General features: G+C 65.2%; 19 protein-coding genes. 12 read left to right on the forward strand and 7 right to left on the reverse strand.

The window, feature by feature from the left end:
- Both ACO6D5_RS22005 and ACO6D5_RS22010 read right to left on the reverse strand, forming a co-directional pair.
- Positions 1-560: methyltransferase domain-containing protein (locus ACO6D5_RS22005; protein ID WP_485826524.1), on the reverse strand; the 560-nt coding region annotated here is incomplete at its 3' end.
- Between the two features lie 171 nt (positions 561-731).
- Positions 732-1718, reverse strand: coding sequence for a TerC/Alx family metal homeostasis membrane protein (locus ACO6D5_RS22010; RefSeq protein ID WP_315846583.1), 987 nt, complete (start codon positions 1716-1718; stop codon positions 732-734).
- A gap of 106 nt (positions 1719-1824) precedes the next feature.
- Here ACO6D5_RS22010 and ACO6D5_RS22015 point away from each other — a divergent pair, with 106 nt between their 5' ends.
- From ACO6D5_RS22015 to ACO6D5_RS22025, 3 genes are all read left to right on the forward strand, one after another.
- The gene (locus tag ACO6D5_RS22015) at positions 1825-2718 is read left to right on the forward strand and encodes a LysR family transcriptional regulator (RefSeq protein ID WP_315846597.1); all 894 of its coding nucleotides are present in this window, start codon (positions 1825-1827) and stop codon (positions 2716-2718) included.
- Between the two features lie 82 nt (positions 2719-2800).
- Positions 2801-3202 (forward strand): hypothetical protein, encoded by a 402-nt coding sequence (locus tag ACO6D5_RS22020; protein WP_315846584.1) that lies wholly within the window; start codon positions 2801-2803, stop codon positions 3200-3202.
- A 51-nt stretch (positions 3203-3253) separates the two neighbouring features.
- Positions 3254-3871 carry a hypothetical protein gene (locus ACO6D5_RS22025; protein ID WP_315846585.1) on the forward strand — a complete coding sequence of 206 codons (618 nt, stop codon included), beginning with the start codon at positions 3254-3256 and terminating at the stop codon, positions 3869-3871.
- Here ACO6D5_RS22025 and ACO6D5_RS22030 read toward each other — a convergent pair whose 3' ends face one another.
- Positions 3872-4273 (reverse strand): hypothetical protein, encoded by a 402-nt coding sequence (locus ACO6D5_RS22030; protein WP_315846586.1) that lies wholly within the window; start codon positions 4271-4273, stop codon positions 3872-3874.
- A 157-nt stretch (positions 4274-4430) separates the two neighbouring features.
- On the opposite strand from ACO6D5_RS22030, the gene ACO6D5_RS22035 reads away from it, so the two are divergent.
- The 3 genes from ACO6D5_RS22035 to ACO6D5_RS22045 are packed head-to-tail and all read left to right on the forward strand — an operon-like array spanning position 4431 to position 7421.
- A complete protein-coding gene (locus tag ACO6D5_RS22035; protein ID WP_485826546.1) occupies positions 4431-5708 on the forward strand; it encodes a TrbJ/VirB5 family protein in 1278 nt (425 codons plus the stop codon).
- A 27-nt stretch (positions 5709-5735) separates the two neighbouring features.
- Complete coding sequence (locus ACO6D5_RS22040; RefSeq protein WP_485826525.1) at positions 5736-6323, forward strand: YdcF family protein; 588 nt, start codon at positions 5736-5738, stop codon at positions 6321-6323.
- Positions 6324-6377: 54 nt separating this feature from the next.
- On the forward strand, positions 6378-7421 hold the full coding sequence (locus ACO6D5_RS22045; RefSeq protein ID WP_485826526.1) for a histone deacetylase family protein: 1044 nt from the start codon (positions 6378-6380) through the stop codon (positions 7419-7421).
- Positions 7422-7477: 56 nt separating this feature from the next.
- Here ACO6D5_RS22045 and ACO6D5_RS22050 read toward each other — a convergent pair whose 3' ends face one another.
- Positions 7478-8812 carry an MFS transporter gene (locus tag ACO6D5_RS22050; protein ID WP_315846599.1) on the reverse strand — a complete coding sequence of 445 codons (1335 nt, stop codon included), beginning with the start codon at positions 8810-8812 and terminating at the stop codon, positions 7478-7480.
- 132 nt (positions 8813-8944) lie between these two features.
- Here ACO6D5_RS22050 and cyoA point away from each other — a divergent pair, with 132 nt between their 5' ends.
- From cyoA to ACO6D5_RS22075, 5 genes are all read left to right on the forward strand, one after another.
- Positions 8945-9988, forward strand: coding sequence for a ubiquinol oxidase subunit II (gene cyoA / locus ACO6D5_RS22055; protein ID WP_315846589.1), 1044 nt, complete (start codon positions 8945-8947; stop codon positions 9986-9988).
- A gap of 81 nt (positions 9989-10069) precedes the next feature.
- Entirely contained in the window at positions 10070-12073 is a 2004-nt protein-coding gene (gene cyoB / locus ACO6D5_RS22060; RefSeq protein ID WP_315846590.1) for a cytochrome o ubiquinol oxidase subunit I, read from the forward strand.
- Positions 12066-12707 (forward strand): cytochrome o ubiquinol oxidase subunit III, encoded by a 642-nt coding sequence (gene cyoC, locus ACO6D5_RS22065; RefSeq protein ID WP_485826527.1) that lies wholly within the window; start codon positions 12066-12068, stop codon positions 12705-12707. The genes cyoB and cyoC overlap by 8 nt, the downstream gene beginning before the upstream one ends.
- Entirely contained in the window at positions 12704-13126 is a 423-nt protein-coding gene (gene cyoD, locus ACO6D5_RS22070; RefSeq protein ID WP_315846591.1) for a cytochrome o ubiquinol oxidase subunit IV, read from the forward strand. The genes cyoC and cyoD overlap by 4 nt, the downstream gene beginning before the upstream one ends.
- A complete protein-coding gene (locus ACO6D5_RS22075) occupies positions 13126-13905 on the forward strand; it encodes an SURF1 family protein (protein WP_485826528.1) in 780 nt (259 codons plus the stop codon). Before cyoD ends, ACO6D5_RS22075 begins: the two co-directional genes overlap by 1 nt.
- 92 nt (positions 13906-13997) lie before the next feature.
- On the opposite strand, the gene ACO6D5_RS22080 is transcribed toward ACO6D5_RS22075, so the two are convergent.
- The 3 genes from ACO6D5_RS22080 to ACO6D5_RS22090 form a co-directional block, all read right to left on the reverse strand.
- Positions 13998-15692 (reverse strand): nicotinate phosphoribosyltransferase, encoded by a 1695-nt coding sequence (locus tag ACO6D5_RS22080; RefSeq protein WP_485826529.1) that lies wholly within the window; start codon positions 15690-15692, stop codon positions 13998-14000.
- A 15-nt stretch (positions 15693-15707) separates the two neighbouring features.
- The gene (locus ACO6D5_RS22085; RefSeq protein ID WP_485826530.1) at positions 15708-16541 is read right to left on the reverse strand and encodes a ribose-phosphate pyrophosphokinase-like domain-containing protein; all 834 of its coding nucleotides are present in this window, start codon (positions 16539-16541) and stop codon (positions 15708-15710) included.
- A 96-nt stretch (positions 16542-16637) separates the two neighbouring features.
- A complete protein-coding gene (locus ACO6D5_RS22090) occupies positions 16638-17291 on the reverse strand; it encodes an NUDIX hydrolase (protein WP_485826531.1) in 654 nt (217 codons plus the stop codon).
- Between the two features lie 253 nt (positions 17292-17544).
- Here ACO6D5_RS22090 and ACO6D5_RS22095 point away from each other — a divergent pair, with 253 nt between their 5' ends.
- The gene (locus tag ACO6D5_RS22095) at positions 17545-18654 is read left to right on the forward strand and encodes a porin (protein WP_315846596.1); all 1110 of its coding nucleotides are present in this window, start codon (positions 17545-17547) and stop codon (positions 18652-18654) included.
- The last annotated feature ends 349 nt before the right edge of the window (positions 18655-19003 follow it).

Genomic DNA, 19003 nt, shown 5'->3' on the forward strand with positions numbered 1-19003 from the left:
GTGCGCCACACGTCCAGCACGCCGCAATGCGGCTTGAGCAGTTCGTAGTACCAGGCGGCGCTGTGGCGCGGCGGGTGCTTCACGCCGCCCGTCTTCGCCGCCCACGGCGCTTCGCCGGCCACCTGGCGTGCCAGGCGGTGCGCAGGCTCTTCCATGTTGTCGGGCGTCTGCACGGCCAGGATGCCGCCCGGGGCCAGCTTGCCGACCAGACGGGGGTAGAGCGTCGCGTGGTCGGGCACCCATTGCAGCGCCGCGTTCGCCAGGATCACGTCGTACTGTTGCGGCGGGTTCCACGTGGCGATGTCGGCCAGTTCGAAGTCCAGCGCGGGCAGGCGCTTGCGGGCGGCCTGGACCATGTCTTCCGAACTGTCCATGCCGGTGACTTTCGCGTCGGGATAGCGGCTTGCCAACACCTCGGTGGAATTGCCCGGGCCGCAGCCCAGGTCCACGGCCAGGCCGACGGACGGATTGGGCAACGCGGCCACCAGATCGCGCACCGGCCGGGTGCGTTCGTTTTCAAAAGCGGAATACTGCTTGGCGGACCAACTGTTGTTGCTCATGACGGCTCCTTGCCGGACGACTGTGTACGGTTGGACTCTACGCCTGGCGTATCCATATTACAAATATTTGGATAGCTATCTAATCATATTAAAAAAATATGGCATGCGCGAAACGAAAAAAACCCGCCGGGATCAGCCGGCGGGTTTTCCACTGCGTTGATGCGTTGTCGCTTACTGCGCCTTCAGTTCCGCCGACCGGGTCTTCCACAGCGAGAACAGCACGCCGCCCAAGATCAGGCTGAACGTCACGCCCAGCGAAATCGCGGCCGGCACCTTGCCGATGAAGCCAACCAGGAAGATCTTCGTACCGATGAACACCAGGACCAGAGCCAACGCGTACTTCAAGTAGTGGAAGCGGTGGATCATTGCCGCCAACGCGAAGTACAGCGCACGCAGGCCCAGGATGGCGAAGATGTTGCTGGTGTACACGATGAACGGGTCGGTCGTGATGGCGAAGATCGCCGGCACCGAGTCCACCGCGAACACGAGGTCCACGAATTCGATCAGCACCAGGGCCAGCAGCAGCGGCGTCGCGAAACGCACCTTCTTCGACGTAGCCGGATCCGTCTCGGTCACCACGAACGCGTTGCCGCGCAGGCCTTCCGTGACGCGCATGTGGCGCTTCAGGAACTTCAGGATCGGGTTGGTCGCGATGTCGGGCGTCTGGTCCGCGATCATCCACATCTTGATGCCCGTGAACACCAGGAACGCGCCGAACAGGTACAGCAGCCAGCCGAAATTACTGACCAGCGCGGCGCCCAGGCCGATCATGATGGCGCGCAGCACGATCACGCCCAGGATGCCCCAGAACAGCACGCGGTGCTGGTATTGGCGCGGGATCGCGAAGAAGCTGAAGATCAGCGCGATCACGAAGACGTTGTCCATCGACAGCGACTTTTCGATCATGAAGCCGGTGTAGTAGGCCATGCCGCTGGCCGCGCCCAGCTGCCACCAGACCCAGGCGCCGAACAGCAGCGCCGCGGTGATGTAGCCGGCCGACAGCAACAGGCTTTCACGCACGCCGATTTCGCGGTCTTCCTTGTGCAGCACGCCCAGGTCGAAGACCAGCAAGCTGACGACGATGCCGATGAATAGCAGCCAACTCCAGGTCGGTGTCCCCAGAAAATCGGCCATGAAGAAGGTGATCAAAGTGTCCATGAATGCCCCGCTGTGTTCGAAGGTGCCCATCATCCGGATACGGGCCGCATGGAGAAATCAGCCTGAAAGTGAGTTAAGGTTCGAAAAAACCGAAGTGAGCACGATCATGCTGAACTACCGCCATCTGTACTATTTCTGGATGGTCGCCAAGGAAGGCGGCTTTTCCCGCGCCGCCGAACGGCTGGACATGGCCATCCAGACCATCAGCGCCCAGGTGCGCGAACTGGAGAAGAACCTGGGCCACCAGCTGCTCAAGCCCGCCGGCCGCGGCGTGGCGCTGACCGACGCCGGCAAGGCCGCTTTCGCCCGGGCCGAAGAGATCTTCCAGATCGGCCATGTGCTGCCCCAGGAAGTGCGCGCTGCGGCCACCAAGCCCGTCATCCGACTGTCGGTGGGCTTGTCGGACGGCATCTCCAAGCTGGCCGCCCACGCCCTGCTGGGCCCCGTGCTGGATACCCCGGACTTGCGCCTGACCTGCCATGAGGGCGAGGTCGAGGAACTGCTGGGCGAACTGGCCCAGCACCACCTGGACCTGGTACTGGCCGGCCAGGGCGCGCCCGCCAACCCCAACCTGCGGCTGACCAGCGACCGCCTGGTGTCTTCGCCCGTGGACTGGTACGGCCCGGCGCGGCTGGTGCGCAAGTCCGAAACACAGGATTTTCCGCGCTGCCTGGAGCGGTTGCCCGTACTGCTGCCCACCGGCCATTCCGTGCTGCGCCAGACCCTGGACCGCTGGTTCAACGAACAAGGCGTTTTCCCCAACGTGGTGGGCGAATTCGAAGACAGCGCGCTGATGTCGGTGTTTGCCGCCCGGGGCCTGGGCGTATTTCCGCTCAGCCGGCTGGGCGGCGACGACATCGGACTGTTGCGCGGCTTACGCCCCCTGGCCCGCTGCGACGATGTGCAAGAGGAAATCCACGCCATCCGCAACCGCCGCGGGCAGCACCACCCGCTGGTCCAGGCGGTGCTGGCACACGCCAAGACTTCGGTTTTTTCTTAATGTTTGTCACAGCTACTCTGGTTTTTCAGAAATAGAATCCGCTTTATCGTGGACCCTCTTTTGAAATCGGAGTACCACTGCAATGAAAAAATTCATCTGGCTCGCTTTTGCCGTGCTTGCCGCACTCTGGACCGGGCTGGTAGCGCTGACCTTGCAACTGACCGACTGGGTCCTGGCAACCATCGCCACCGCCCAGGTGCCGGGCACGGCGCTGGACACGTCGCAATGGGTAGCGCCCGCCTGGGCCGCCGGCTGGGTCGACCCGGCCTGGCTGCAAACGCTGCAAGGCGGCCTGGTCTGGGCCGCACAGGGCCTGAACCAGATCCTGCCCGTGGCTGGCAGCCTGGGCACGCTGATCTCGGTGCTGGGCTGGATCATCTGGGGCTTCATCATCGCCGGCCTGCTGGTCCTGGCGCTGATCCTGAGCTGGCTGGCGGGCAAACGCCAGCAGGCGGCCGAGGCTCCGGGACGCCAAGTGGTGTAATAAGGCTGGCAACGCGCCACCCGGCACGCTGCCTCCCTCAAGGAGCGTGCCGTGCCCACCCGATCTGCCTCAGCCCTGACGTTGTCCCTGGCGGTCCTGCTCTCCGCAGGCGCCACGGCCTCTGCGCAAGCTTCCCCCAGCCCCTCCGGCGTGGAAGTCTGCACGGTGACGGGCACCTCGGGGCAATACAGCGTGCGCGTGCGCAATACCGGTACGGCGCCGCTCACACGCGTCGACGTCACCGGCGTCCGGCTGGATGGCGGCGGCCAGGCCAAAGAACCCCTGACCGTCAGTCTGACCGACATCCCCCCCGGCAAATACAAGACCGCCATCCTCGCGCGCCATGAAGAATCGGCCGCGCTGGACAGCATCGTCACCTATTCCGCCGTAGCGGGCACGGAAACGCCGCAGCACGAATTGTTCGCAGGCAAGGTCGCGCACGTATCGCCCGGTTCCGCCCTGCAGTACACGCTGGCGCCGCTGGCCGTGCGCGGCTGGACGGTGGCCTATGGCTCGGCGACATCGCCCCGGCTGGAAGCCGGCAGCGCCGTCCTGCTGTCCTACCCCGTGCGCAGCGGCAAGAAGCCGGCGACCCGTCCGGAGGCTGGCCGCACGCCGTCTGCCGTGGTGCCGCTGGCGCCCTGCCGCGAACCCGGCAAGAAGTCCTGATCAGGTGCCGCTCAGCAGATCGCGCTCGTTCAGCAGCGCATAGACGATTTCGGGCTTGTTGTCGAAGCCGCGGCGGATCGCGGCGGGAATCGCGGTGCGCGTCTTGCGGCACAGGCCGGGCGCGTCGTCCAGCTGGATCGAGATGCCGCGCGAGGTGCGCACTTCGTTGTCGCTGGGCGTGATGCGGATCACGATGCCCAACTGCGCCTGGATGCGCCCCTGCATGGCGCGCAAGTCCTCCAGGCTGGCGATGCTTTCCAGCCGCGCCACCAGCCGCTTTTCCTCTTCCTTGGTCAAGCGCAGGATACGGATGTCGGCGGCCGGATCGGCCAGCAGCCGTTCGCGGTCGCACATACAGGCGCCCGGCGGACATTCTTGGCGGATCGGGAACGAGAGGTTCATGGATGGTTGCGGCACAGCACCTGCGCAGACATTGCGCATCGTTCGATTCTACCCAGGATGACGGGCCGCCCGCGACGGCGCACTGCTCGTTTTCCCGCAATCGGCTGCGGTATATTGCCCCACTCGATTCGAAGCTGGGGAGACGCGGGTGAAACGGATGCTGCTTGCGGGCGCGATGACCGCCCTGGCATTGCAGGGGCAAGGCGTACAGGCGCAAGCCGCCGCGCGCGACTACCCCTACCCCATCAAGGCCGGCCTGTCGGGCGTGGTGAGGATCAGCGGCGGCGACGCCCAGCGCGCGACCGTGCGCGTGGGCAACGGCCCCGAGCAGCAGCTAGGCAACTTCGACGATGAAGAAGTCGACCAGATGGCATCCGTGGACATCGACCACGACGGCTACCGCGACCTGGTGCTGGGGCAAAGCGGCGGCGGCACGCAGCTCATCACCCGGCTGTTCCTGTACCGGCCCGCCACCGGCGCCTTCCAGGAAATCCGGCACCCCGACGAAGCGAGCCCCTGCCGGGGCTTCGTCAATCCGGTGTTCGACGACCAGCAGGCGCGGATCAGCGTTGGCTGCCGGTACGGCGCCGCCAGCCATGGCGGCGAGGAATATGTGCTGCGTCCCGACGGCACGGTGCGTGCCACCTCGTGGACCACGCAGGCGTTGTTCGGCCTGGACGACGCGGCGGCTGAACTGACCTACCGGTTCCGCGAAGACGGCTCGATCGAGCACATCGAAATCGAAGGCGAAGGATCCGCGCTGGAGGACGGCACCGTGCCGGTCAGCAAGCTGGACCTCTACGACACGCCTGACGTGAACGCCAGGCCGACGATGACGGCTGCCGAAGGCGAACCCCTGGACGTGGTGGCGATCCGCCCGCGCGACTGGCTGCAGGTGCGCTACGCCACCAAGACGGCGGGTGACGCCCTCAAATGGGTGCGCTATGGCGATCTGCGCGTGGACAAGCATCAACTCCCGGCGCATCCGCCGCAAGGCGGCCTGGAGCTGGAACTTGCCGACACCTTGGCCGACTGGAATGGCGAGGACGGCGGCACCTTCCTCCTCAGCGTAGCCAACCGCGGCGAGGCGCCGGTCCAATTGAAGGCGCCGCGCGTCTGGCTGTTGCTGACCAACGCGCAAGGCGACCGCATCGTGCACCCGCTGTACCAGCGCGAAGGCGATACCCTGCACCCGGCCAACCCGCTGGGCTTTGCCCGCGACGCCGTGGTCTGGAGCCAGGACGAAGACGGCAAGCCGGCCTACCTGGTGAACGACAACGGCTACGGCAGCGTCCCCTTCCTGCCCGCGCTGGCACCCGGCAAGTACCGCGCCGCCGCCGTCGTCACCGACCCGGGCAATCTCGCCCAACCCCTCGTCTCCAACGAAATCGGGTTTGATTACCCGCTGCCGAAGCGGCCGCCCGCGCCGCAGTAGGCGCGGCCGCATTCACAGGCTACCCGCATGCGATCCCCTACCCGCCCCTTTAAAACCCGCCCAGTCCGTCGCCTGGCCTTCCTGCTCTTCGCGCTGCTGCTCGCCGCCGCCGCGCTGGCGGCCACGGGACTGCTGACCGCGGCCCGCCCCGCCGACGTGGCCGTCGTGCTCGGCAACACCGTGCAGGCCGAGGGACGGCCTTCGCCCCGGCTGGCCGCCCGCCTGGACCGCGCCTACGACTGCTATGCGGCGTCGCAATGCCGCATCCTGTTCGTCAGCGGCGGCGTGGATCCGGCCGGCGCTGACGAAGCTGCGGCCATGCGCGACTACCTGCTGGCGCGTGGCGTGCCCGCCGACCGCATCGTGACCGACAGCGCGGGTGTGGACTCCTGGACCACCGCGCGGCACGCCAGCGCCTATATGCGCGAACACGGCTACACCCGCGCGCTGGCCGTCACCCAGTACTTCCATGTGCCGCGCACCCTGCTGGCCCTGCGGCGCCAAGGCGTGGCCGATGTCAGCGGCGGCTATCCGCGCTTCTTCGAATGGCGCGACCTGTACTCCGTTTTTCGCGAGCTGCCGGCCATGGCGTGGTATGCGCTCCGACCGCTATAGTGGCGCTCTTGCCGTCAAACAGAATGCGTTGAACAACCCAAGGACCCCGACGCCGTGAAGATCTTCCACAACCCCGTCCATGACAAGCATGCTGGCCGCCAGGAGATGTTCCGCGGCAAGCTGGTCCCCTGCCACGAAACGCCGGCTCGGCTGGAGTACGTGCTGGACGCGTTGCGCCAACGCGGCATCGGCGATCTGCTCGCCCCCTCGGCGCCGGACCTGGAGCTGATCAAGCGCGTGCACACCCCGCGCTACGTCGACTTCCTGGCAAGCGCATGGCGGGACTGGGTCGCGCTGGATCCGGCCAACGCCGACATCGACATCCTGCCGTCGGTCTGGCCCGTGCGCGGCTTCCGCCACGATATCGAGCCCACCAATTTCGCGGCCCGCGTCGGCCTGTTCTCGTTCGACAGCGGCTGCCCGCTGACGGCCGGCACCTGGGAAGCCGCCACCGCCGGCGCGGCCTGCGCCATTGATGCCGCGCGCGCCGTCGCCGCATCGGGCGGCCCGCGCGCCGCCATGGCGTTGACGCGCCCGCCGGGCCACCACGCCGGCGCCGACTTCTTTGGCGGCTACTGCTTCTTGAACAACGCCGCGCTGGCCGCGCAAGCCTTGCGCGACGCCGGCGCCGAACGCGTCGCCATCCTTGACGTGGACTATCACCACGGCAATGGCACGCAAAGCATTTTCTATGAGCGCGGCGACGTGCTGACGGTCTCGGCACATGGCGACCCGACCACCGAATACCCGTTCTTCCTGGGCTATGCCGATGAACACGGCGCCGGCGCGGGCGCAGGCGCCAACCTGAACCTGCCGCTGGCCGCGGGCACCGGCTTTGCCGCGTGGACCGACGCGCTGGAACAAGGCCTCGCCGCCATCCGGGCGTTCAAGGCCGACGCGGTCGTGATCGCGCTCGGCGTGGACACCTACGAAGGCGATCCCATCTCCAAGTTCAAGCTGAAAAGCGCCGACTACCTGCAAGTGGGCCGCCGCCTGGCCAGCCTGGGCCTGCCCGTGGTCTTCACGATGGAAGGCGGCTATGCCGTGGCCGATGTGGGGATCAATGTGGCGAACGTGCTGGAGGGCTTCGGCGCCTAAGCCGCCTGAGCGACCGATGAGGGCTTCGGTGGCAAAGCCGCCAAAGCCCTCATCGCTCAATCACGCGTTTCCAGCACCTTGTTGATGCGCAGCGCCAGCAAGGTGCACGCGGCGCCCGACAGCAGATAGACGCTGACGGCCACCAGCCCGAAACGCGCCGACAGTCCCAACGCGACCAGTGGCGCGAAGGCCGCGCCGATCAGCCACGCCATGTCGGACGTCAGCGCCGCGCCGGTATAGCGGAAGCGCCGCGTGAAGTTCGCGGTAACCGTGCCCGAGGCCTGCCCATACGACAGGCCCAGCAGCGCGAAGCCCACCAGGATGAATGCATCCTGCCCCATCGGCCCGCCGCCCAGCAGCCACGGCGTGAACAGCGCGAACACGGCGATCAGCACGGCCAGCAAGCCCAACGTGGTGCGCCGGCCGATGCGGTCGGCCAGCCAGCCGGATGCCACCGTGCCCAGGATGCCGATCACTGCGCCGATGATCTGCACGATCAGCACGTCCGAGATCTGTTGCGTGGCGCTGACCGCGATCCAGGACAGCGGAAACACCGTGACCAGGTGGAACAGCGCATAGCTGGCCAACGCCGCGAACGCGCCAATGAAGAGGTTGTAGCCTTGTGAACGCACCATCTCGGCAATGCTGATGGGTTCGAGTTCGCCCTCTTCCAGCAGCTGCGTGTATTCCTCGGTGACGACCAGGCGCAACCGGGCGAAGAGCGCCACCACGTTGATGGCGAAGGCGACGAAGAACGGATAGCGCCAGCCCCATTCCAGGAAATCGGACTGCGTCAGCGTGACGTGCAGATAGAGGAACAGCGCGCTGGCCACCATGAAGCCGACGGGCGCACCCAGCTGACCCATCATCGAATACCAGCCGCGACGGTTGGGCGGCGCGTTCAGCGCCAACAACGACGGCAACCCGTCCCATGACCCGCCGAACGCCAACCCTTGCAGGCAGCGGAACACCGCCAGCAACGTGATCGCGTGCGCGCCGATGGTGTTGTAGCTGGGCAGGAACGCCATGCCCACTGTCGCCGTGCCCAGCAGGAAGAGCGCGACCGTCAGCTTTGTGGCGCGGCCCCAACGCCGCTGGATCGCCATCGACAACGCCGTGCCGATGGGGCGCATGATGAACGCGAAGGAGAAGATGACGAAGGCCCATAGCGTGCCTTCCAGTTGGGGTTCGAAGGGGAAGAAGACCTTCGGAAAAACCAGCACGCAGGCAATGCCGAACACGAAGAAATCGAAGTATTCGGAGGCGCGTCCCACCACCACGCCGACGGCGATTTCACCCGGGGCCACCTTGGCGTGGCTGGCCCCGCCAGCCGTTGGCCCCGGGCCGGGAACAGCGGGGGCATGACCGGGATATTGCGTGGTGGTCGACATGGGTTTGCTCACTGTAGGAGGTCCGAAATACGCCACTGCCCTGCACACTTTTGTTCTTTTTACCCTAGATTTTTCGCGGCTTCCAGCGTAGTGTTGCGTTTACCTCCCACGGTTACGTTTCGAGGTATGGCTATGCCGTCCTTCACAAGGCTCCGCGGATTGATCCTGATTGCCGCCCTGCCATTGCTCGCCGGATGCAATGCGGTGCTGCTGTCGCCATCAGGCGATGTCGCGCTTCAACAGCGTAATCTGATCATCATCTCCACCGGCTTGATGTTGCTGATCATCGTGCCGGTGATCTTCCTGACATTCCTGTTCGCGTGGCGCTATCGGGCCAGCAACAAGCAAGCCCACTACGACCCGGAATGGAACCACTCCACGATGCTGGAGCTTCTGATCTGGGCAGCGCCCCTGCTCATCATCATCGCGCTGGGCGCGCTGACCTGGGTCAGCACGCACCAGCTCGATCCCTACCGGCCGCTTGCACGCCTGTCCGAAGGGCGCGAGGTGCCGGCGGGCACCAAGCCGCTGGTCGTCGAAGTGGTGGCGCTGGACTGGAAATGGCTGTTCCTGTATCCCGAGCAAGGCATCGCCACCGTCAATGAAATGGCCGCACCGGTCGACCGCCCCATCCAGTTCAAGATCACGTCGTCGACCGTGATGAATTCCTTCTTCGTGCCGGCGCTGGCAGGCCAGATCTACGCCATGCCCGGCATGCAGACGACGCTGCACGCGGTGATCAACCACCCCGGCGAATACGAAGGCTTGTCCGCCAACTACAGCGGCTCGGGCTTCTCGGGCATGCGCTTCAAGTTCCACGGCCTGGACCAGCAGGGCTTCGACAAGTGGGTGGCCGATGCCCGCGCGTCCACCGGCAAGCTCAGCCGCGACGCCTACCTGAAGCTTGAGCAGCCCAGCGAACGCAACCCGGTGCAGCACTACGCCGCCTACGCGCCAGGCTTGTTCGACGCCATCGTGAACCGCTGCGTCGAAGGCAACCGCATGTGCATGAAGGATGCGATGGCCATCGACTCGCAAGGCGGCATGGGCATCCCGGGCGCGCTCAACGTCACCACGCTGGACACGGAAACGCGCGAGCGCCTGGGCCTGACCGGCACGCCGCCGCGCAAGTATGTAGGCGCCATGTGCACGTCCACCGAAGGGCTCGTGTTGTAGCGGCTTGCCGCAAGTCCGTCGCGACACGGGCCGGCCGATGCAGGGGCTTCATGAAATTGTGGTCTTTATGCTGGAATCGAGATGCCTGATCAACCTGACCTCATCAAGCTGATCTTCGGTCGACTGACCTGGGACGCCATCCCCCTTCACGAACCGATCCTGCTTGCCACGTTCTTCATGGTCGCAGTCGGCGGCATCGTCGTGCTGGGCTCCATCACTTACTACAAGAAATGGGGTTACCTGTGGCACGAATGGTTCACCAGCATCGACCACAAGAAGATCGGGATCATGTATGTGATCCTGGGCATCGTGATGCTGCTGCGGGGCTTCGCCGACGCGATCATGATGCGCCTGCAGCAGGCGGTGGCCTTCGGCGATTCCACGGGCTACCTCCCGCCGCACCACTATGACCAGATCTTCACCGCGCATGGCGTGATCATGATCTTCTTCGTGGCCATGCCGCTGGTCACGGGGTTGATGAACTACATCGTGCCGCTGCAGATCGGTGCGCGCGACGTGGCCTTCCCCTTCCTGAACAACTTCAGTTTCTGGATGACGACAGGCGGCGTCGTGCTGGTGATGATGTCGCTGTTCGTCGGCGAGTTCGCGCGCACGGGCTGGCTGGCGTATCCGCCTTTATCGGGGATCATGCAAAGTCCGGACGTGGGGGTCGACTACTACATCTGGGCCTTGCAGATAGCGGGGGTGGGAACCCTGCTATCCGGCGTCAATCTGCTGGTCACCATCGTGAAGATGCGCGCGCCTGGCATGACCATGATGCGCATGCCCATCTTCACCTGGACCGCGCTGTGCACCAACGTGCTGATCGTGGCGGCCTTCCCCGTGCTGACCGCCGTGCTGGCCCTGCTGTCCATGGACCGCTACGTCGGCACCAACTTCTTCACGGCGGACTTCGGCGGCAACGCCATGATGTACGTGAACCTGATCTGGATCTGGGGCCACCCCGAGGTCTACATCCTGATCCTGCCCGCCTTCGGCATCTTCTCCGAAGTGGTGTCCACCTTCTGCAGCAAGCGCCTGTTCGGCTATGCATCCATGGTGTACGCGACCGTGGTGATCACGGTGCTGTCGTACCTGGTCTGGCTGCACCACTTCTTCACCATGGGGTCCGGCGCCAGCGTGAACTCGTTCTTCGGGATCACGACGATGATCATCTCGATCCCGACCGGCGCCAAGATCTTCAACTGGCTGTTCACGATGTACCGCGGCCGCATCCGCTTCGAGGTGCCGATGCTGTGGACCATGGGCTTCATGGTCACCTTCGTGATCGGGGGCATGACGGGCGTGCTGCTGGCCGTGCCCCCCGCCGACTTCGCCCTGCACAACAGCCTGTTCCTGATCGCGCACTTCCACAACGTCATCATCGGCGGCGTGCTGTTCGGGCTGATGGCCGGCATCACGTACTGGTTCCCCAAGGCGTTCGGCTACAAGCTCGACCCGTTCTGGGGCAAGTGCTCGTTCTGGTTCTGGCTGGTGGGCTTCTACGTGGCGTTCATGCCGCTGTACGTGCTGGGGCTGATGGGCGTGACGCGCCGCGTGAACCACTTCGAAGACATGTCGCTGCAGATCTGGTTCCAGGTGGCGGCCTTCGGCGCGCTGCTGATCGCGTGCGGCATCGCCAGCTTCATCATCCAGCTGGTGGTCAGCTATCGCCGCCGGGACCAGCTGCGCGACGACACCGGCGACCCCTGGGACGGCCGCACGCTGGAATGGTCCACGTCGTCGCCCCCGCCCAACTACAACTTCGCGTTCACGCCGCGCGTGCATGACCTGGACGCCTGGTGGCAGATGAAGCAGCACGGCTACCAACGGCCGCAACAGGGCTTCATCCCCATCCACATGCCGAAGAACACCTGGGCCGGCATCGTGCTGGCAGCCATCAGCGTGGTGATGGGGTTTGCGCTGATCTGGCACATGTGGCCGCTGGCGGTGCTGTCGTTCGTGGCGCTGATCCTGGTGTCGATCGTCCATACCTTCAACTACAAGCGCGACTACTACGTGGCGGCCGACGAGGTCGTACGCGAAGAAGACGCCCGCACACGACTGTTGGCGAAACATGTCTGATACCTTGGCCCCCACCCTGCCCGGCGGCACCACGCCGCCCCTGGAGCCCGTGTTCTACGTCGCGGGCGAACACCATCCCAAGAACGGCACCCTGCTGGGGTTCTGGGTCTACCTGATGAGCGACTGCCTCATCTTCGCCTGCCTGTTCGCGACCTACGGCGTGCTGGGCCGCAATTACGCGGCGGGCCCATCGGGTGCCGACCTGTTCGACCTGCCCCTGGTGGCGGTGAACACCTCCTTGCTGCTGCTGTCGTCCATCACCTACGGCTTCGCCATGCTGGAGATGCGGCGCAACCGCATCGGCGCCACCCAGCTGTGGCTGGCGGTCACGGGCATCCTGGGGCTGGGCTTCCTGTCGCTGGAACTGTATGAGTTCGCGCACCTGATCCACCAGGGCGCGGGTCCGCAGCGCAGCGCCTTCCTGTCGTCGTTCTTCACGCTGGTCGGCACGCACGGCCTGCACGTCACCTTCGGCATCGTCTGGCTGGTGACGATGATGATCCAGGTGCAGATGCACGGCCTGATCCCGGAAAACCGGCGCCGCCTGATGTGCCTGTCGATGTTCTGGCACTTCCTGGACCTGATCTGGGTAGGCGTGTTCACCTTCGTGTATCTGATGGGAGTGCTGCCATGAGCTCGCACATGGAAAACCTGGCCCATCACGGGCATGGCGGCCACGGCCATGGCGGCGGCCACGACCACCACGACGACGATGACGGCGCGGGCCACGGCACGCTCAAGAGCTACGTCACGGGCTTTATCCTGGCGGCCATCCTGACCGCCATCCCGTTCTGGCTGGTGATGGACCGCGTCTTCGCCAATTCGCGCACGACCGCACTGGTGATCCTGGCCTTTGCCGTGGTGCAGATCGTGGTCCACATCGTGTACTTCCTGCACATGGACGCCAAGTCCGAGAGCGGGTGGAACATGTTGGCGTTAATATTCACGCTGGTGCTGGTCGTAATCACGCTCAGCGGGTCAATCTGGATCATGTATCACTTGAACTCCAATATGATGCCCATGTCCACACACGACATGCGGAATATGCCCTGATGGCAGCAGTAAAAGACACTCACTCCGGCGACACCTCCCGTAATCCGCGCAGCAAAACCACCCTGGTCATCCTGGGGGTGGTTGCTGTCGCGCTCTTCGCGGGCCTGTGCGCCCTGGGCACCTGGCAGGTGCATCGCCTGGCCTGGAAGCGCGACCTGATCGCCCAGGTCAACCAGCGGGCCCATGCGGCCACCACGCCGGCGCCGGGCAAACGCGATTGGCGCTCGCTGAGCTTCAACAATGCCGAATACCGCCACGTGGCAGCCTCGGGTACTTTTCAGTACGACCGCCAGACGCTGGTACAGGCCGCCACCGAGCTGGGCAGCGGCTACTGGGTCATGACCCCGCTGCAGTTGCCGGACGGCGGCACCGTGCTGGTCAACCGCGGCTTCGTGCTGCCGGAATGGCGCAAGAGTCAAGCCACGGCCACGCAGCCGCCGGCCGAGGGCAGCGTCACGGGCCTGCTGCGCATGGGCGAACCCGGCAGCGGCTTCCTGCGCAACAACGATCCCGCCGCCAACCTCTGGTATTCACGCGACCTGCCGGCAATCGCCGCCGCGCGCGGCCTGACCGACGTGGCGCCGTATTTCATCGATGCCGACGCGGCGTCCAGCCCGGGCCGCGATCCCGCGAAGGCGCCTGTCGGCGGCCTGACGGTGCTGACCTTCCCGAACAACCATCTGGTCTACGCCATCACCTGGTATGCGCTGGCGCTGATGATCATCGTGGGTGTGGTGATCTTCGTGCGCGAAGAAAGGCGCGCGCGCAGCAAGGCCTGAGGCCCTGCAAGAAAAAAGCTCCCTTGGGAGCTTTTTTTACGGCCGCGTCGTGAAATGGCCCTGGCCGGGCATCACCCCACCCGGCCTAGCATTCAGCGACCCGCCCAGTCAATACTCCCCGGCGCCGGGCACGTCCACGAACCTTGCAGCCGTTCCCGGATCTGCGCCAGGCTTTGCTCCACCAGCAGGCTGCCGTCGCGGAACACCGGCACCAATGCGCCGCCCTCGGCTTGCTCGGGCGTCTGCTGGTCATGCAGCACATAACCCGTCGCCGTTTCATCGACCCGCAGCAGGCCCTTGGCCGAGCGCTTGACGCCCGAATCGGTCACCGGGTCCTTCACCAGTTCCTCGGGTTCGCCGTTGACTTCGGCATACGTCGCCTTCAACGCCCAACCGAAGGTGTCGCGCGTCAGGTACTGGTAGGTGTACGACCCGATGCCCAGGACGACATTGCCCGAGGCGAAGCCCTTCTTTTCCAGCCTGACCAGGATGTCGCGGCCGCGGGCCAGTGTGATCGAATCGCCGTAGATGAGGCCCACATGCGGGTCCAGCAGCTTGTAGCCGCGCACGCTCTCCACGCCGCCGAAGGTATCCCACAGGCATTGCACCGCGCCCTTCACTTCGGCTTCGCGCAGCGCTTGGCCTGCGCGCGCGTCCTCGTCCAGCAGCCAATAGGCGCCGGTCGCGGCATCGCGCACCGCCTCGAAGCCGTCGCGGCGTGCGGCAACCATTGCCGCAGTGTCTGCCACGCTGGCGACATCGGTGCAGAAGTAGCCAGTCAGGATCTTCACGGGGTCGCCTGAATCGGGGCGGAACACGACCTTGGCGTTGCCGAAGGCGTCGGGCCGGCGCGCCAGGATCTCCGGCTTCAACGCGGCGGCAAAGTCCGTCACCACCTGCCAGAAGTCCCAGGTGTCCGAGACCACCGACACGATGCCTGCCGGATAGACCTGCGTGACCAGGCGACGGATCGTTTCGATTTCGCCCTCCTTGCTGCCCAGGCACATGACCGAGTGCTCAGTGGCCGGGACGGAACCGCCGATCAATTCGCGGTCGGAGTCCGCGCCGTAGAGGTCTTCCAGGTAATCGATGGCCGGGATCGTGTCGGTGCCGGTGAACGACAGCAGGTGCCCGGCGCCGCACTTGCGGGCGTCGTGGAGGCCCGCCATGCCGCGCATCGAGAAGTCGTGTCCCTGCCAGTTCACGAAGTCCATGGGGCTGCCCGTCAGCCGGGCGAAGTAGGTCAACAGCTTGCGGTATTCGAAGGCGATGGTCGCAACCGTCGACGCCTTCCAGGATTCGCAACTGAACAGCGTTTCGATATAGGTCACCAGCCACGCGAAGTCCGGGTGGGTGTTGACGAAGGTCACCGGCGGCACGCGGATATCCACGCGCGCGCCCTCGGGCACCGAACGGATTTCCAGCGGCAGGTAGCCCAATTCATACAACGCCTGCAGGTGGTCCACGGTGACGGCGCCCTTGCCCAGCGCGTTGTCCACGCGGCGCTGGTACTGGCGCACGGCAGCGCCGGCGGGCTTGCCGAAGAATTCGCGGTCGAACAGGTCGATCAGAATTTCCTTGATGAAACCCTGCAGGCCGAACCAGACAATCTTGCCGTCGAACAGTTCGGGCAACACCGGCGCCAGCCGGGCCGAACGCGGCGTGAAGTTGGCCAGGATCTTGTTGGTGCCCTGGGGATACTGGAACGGGTGGCCGGTCTTGTAGAAGTCGGCCTGTAAGAAGGGATTGATGCCGTTCTTGACGGTAAGGGAGTCGCGGGTGTTCATGGCTCGGTTTCCTTCTCAATTGACGAGCACCGGGGCGCCAGCGCCTTCGGTGCCGGTCCAGTCGAATGCGGTGAAGATGCCGGCGTAGCGGGCGTTCAGTTCGCCCAGGCCCTTGCTGAAAAGCCCGTGCGTGACGTACAGGTAGAGCGGCTGGCGCGTCTTGTCGCGCAGGGCGGCCGCCAGTCCCAGGAAGGTGCGGCCGCCGTCGCAGATGTCGTCGACCACCAGCACGGGTTGTGCGGGGATGTCGTCGGGCACCCGGGTTTCGGTGATGCGGCCGGTCTGCGGGTCGCGGACCTTTTCGGCGAAGCGCACCTCGCCCACGCCCAGCTTCTTGGCCAGGGCCTGCACGCGCTTGCGGGCCCCCGCGTCAGGCGCCATCAGGGTCACGCCATCGGCAAAGACCGGGGCGGCCAGCGCGTTCTTCAGGAAGGCGGCGGCGTCGACCACACGCACGCGCTGCAGCAACGCCGGCGTCACATCGCTGTGCGGTTCGACCACGGTCACCGTGGCGTATTGCTGATCGTTGATCAACTTGCAGAACACGGCCGCCCCCAGCGCCTCGCCCGGATTGCACACACGATCCTGCCGGGCATACGGCACGTACGGCATGTCCAGGTGCACCGGCACGGCCGGGTTCAGGCGGCGCAGCGCGTCCGTCAGCATCAGCAACTGCATGACATCGTCGGCCGACTTCAACAGGGCGTGGATGTGGAACTCGCTGGCCGCATCGGCCTGGACCTGCAATCCCGCAGGCACCGTGACCTGGCTTTCGCCCCCGGGGAACACGAACGCGGCCGGCGTCTCGCTGTGGCGTTGTCCTTCTACTACGGCAGTGATGGTGAACATGATCGGCCCTTAGTGGCACTTTAAAACTAAGTGGAGCCAGTATAAGCCTACTTATTGTTGATTTGCAACTATCTTTAATTGAGCGCGGTCCCGCGCTTATCCGACGCTGCGGTCGAACAGGGCGAAGTCCTTCAAGCGGTACAGGCGCGCGGGACGCTGCGCACCCAGCACGTAGTCCTCGGTGGCTTCCAGCACGCCCCACGCCTCCATCTTGCGGCGGAAATTCGATTTCTCCAGCCGCGTCTGCAAGATGGCCTCATAGGTGTGTTGCAGCGCCGTCAGGGTAAAGCGCTCCGGCAACAGGAAGAACGGCAGGGTCGAATAGCTGGATTTGCCGCGCAAGCGGGCCACGGCGGCCGCCACGATGTCCGCATGGTCGAACGCCAGGGGCGGCAACGCGTCCACGCTCACGAATCGGAACCCGGCCTGCGTCGCGGCCTCCAGTTCAGCCGCCGGCACCAGCGCCACGTAGGAAACGGACAGCGACCACTTGCGCGGGTCGCGGCCCGGTCCCGAGAACACCTGCAACTGCTCCAGGTAGCGCGGCTCGAACCCGGTCTTGTCCCGCAGCACGCGGCGGATGCTGGCTTCGGTGCTGGCGTCTTCGTCGACATGCACCACCCCGCCAGGCAGCGCCATGGCGTCCTGGTACGGCGCGCGGTCGCGCTGATGCAGGGCAATTTCCAAGCCGCCCGCCCGCAAGGTGAGCAAGACGGCATCGACAGTGACGAGGGGCAGTGGATAGTCCACGGGCGGCTCCGTAAAGATGGCTTCGGGGCAAGATGCCACTATGGCATGCGACAGTCAAACGGGGCGCCGCAAGGCGGGGCAAGGAGCCGGTGGCCAGCGGTCAGGAATTAGCAGAAATAGCCGGAACATCCCATGCAATAAGCAGAAAATAACGGAAATGTTTTACACTGGGGTCTGGGAACACCGCTAGGCGCTATGCCGAGCGTGCTGTTCCCTTTGTTTTTTCCCACCCAAATCCCCAGGAGATCCCCGGATGAAAAAGACGCTGCTCGCCGCTGCGATGCTGACCGCTTTTACAGGCATCGCTCAGGCAGAACCGTCAGTCACCCTCTATGGTGTCATCGACACCGGCATCGGCTACAACAAGATCAAAGGCGACGGCTACAGCGGTAGCAAGCTCGGCATGATCAACGGCATCCAGGCCGGCTCCCGCTGGGGCCTGCGCGGATCCGAAGATCTGGGCGATGGCCTGCGCGCCGTCTTCAAGCTGGAAAGCGGTTTCGACTCCGGCAACGGCCAGCGCGGACAATCCGGCCGCCTGTTCGGCCGCCAAGCCACCATCGGCCTGGCCAACGACGCCTGGGGCCAGCTGGATTTCGGCCGCCAAGCCACGATCGGCTCGAACTACCTGGCCGACATCGATCCCTTCTACACCAGCTACACCCAATCCAACCTGGGCCTGGGTTTCAGCGCGGCCAATACCATGCGCTGGGACAACATGGTCATGTACCGCACCCCTTCGGTGAACGGTTTTGAATTCGGCATCGGCTACTCGTTCAACGCGGACGACACGACCGCCGACCAGACGGGCTTTCGCACCGCCGACAACACGCGCGGCATCACCGCCGGCCTGCGCTACGTGCAAGGCCCGCTGAACGTCGCGCTGACGTACGACCAGTTGAACGGCTCCCATCGCAGCGCCACCGTCGACCAGGACGCCACGCCGCGCCAGTACGCGCTGGGCGTGTCGTATGACCTGGAAGTCGTGAAGCTGGCCGCCGCCTATGGCCGCACCACCGACGGCTGGTTCGTCGGCCAGGACCTGCCCGCCGGCACGCCCTTCAGCGACGAGTTCGGCACCAACCGCTTCGTGAACGGCTTCAAGGCGAACGCCTACATGCTGGGCGCGACCCTGCCCGTCAGCGGCGCCAGCAGCGTGTTCGCCTCGTGGCAACACGTCGCCCCGTCCAACGACAAGTTGACGGGCGGCGACGCCAACATGAACGTCTACAGCGTGGGCTACACCTACGACCTGTCCAAGCGCACCAATCTGTACGCCTACGGTTCGTACGGCACGGATTACGCGTTCATCGACGGGCTGAAGAGCACCGCCGCAGGCGTGGGCATCCGCCACCAGTTCTAAGCGCCGCACAGCACCAAACCGCGCCGGCCTCTTACGAGGCCGGCGTTTTTTATCGCTGGGCCGCCCCGAGATAAAAGCGCCCCCTTGGGGGGCAGCGAGCACACGCAGTGTGCGCGGCGTGGGGGTCATTTCTATCGCTGGGCCGCCCCGAGATAAAAACACCCCCTTGGGGGGCAGCAAGCACACGCAGTGTGCGCCGCGTGGGGGTCATTTTTATCGCTGGGCCGCCCCGAGATAAAAACACCCCCTTGGGGCCAGCAAGCACACGCAGTGTGCGCGGCCTGGGGTCACTCCTTTTTCCCGGGCGATTTGCCGTAGATGCGGCGATACATGGCGATGAACGCGCTGT

This window comes from Achromobacter sp., from assembly GCF_057314935.1.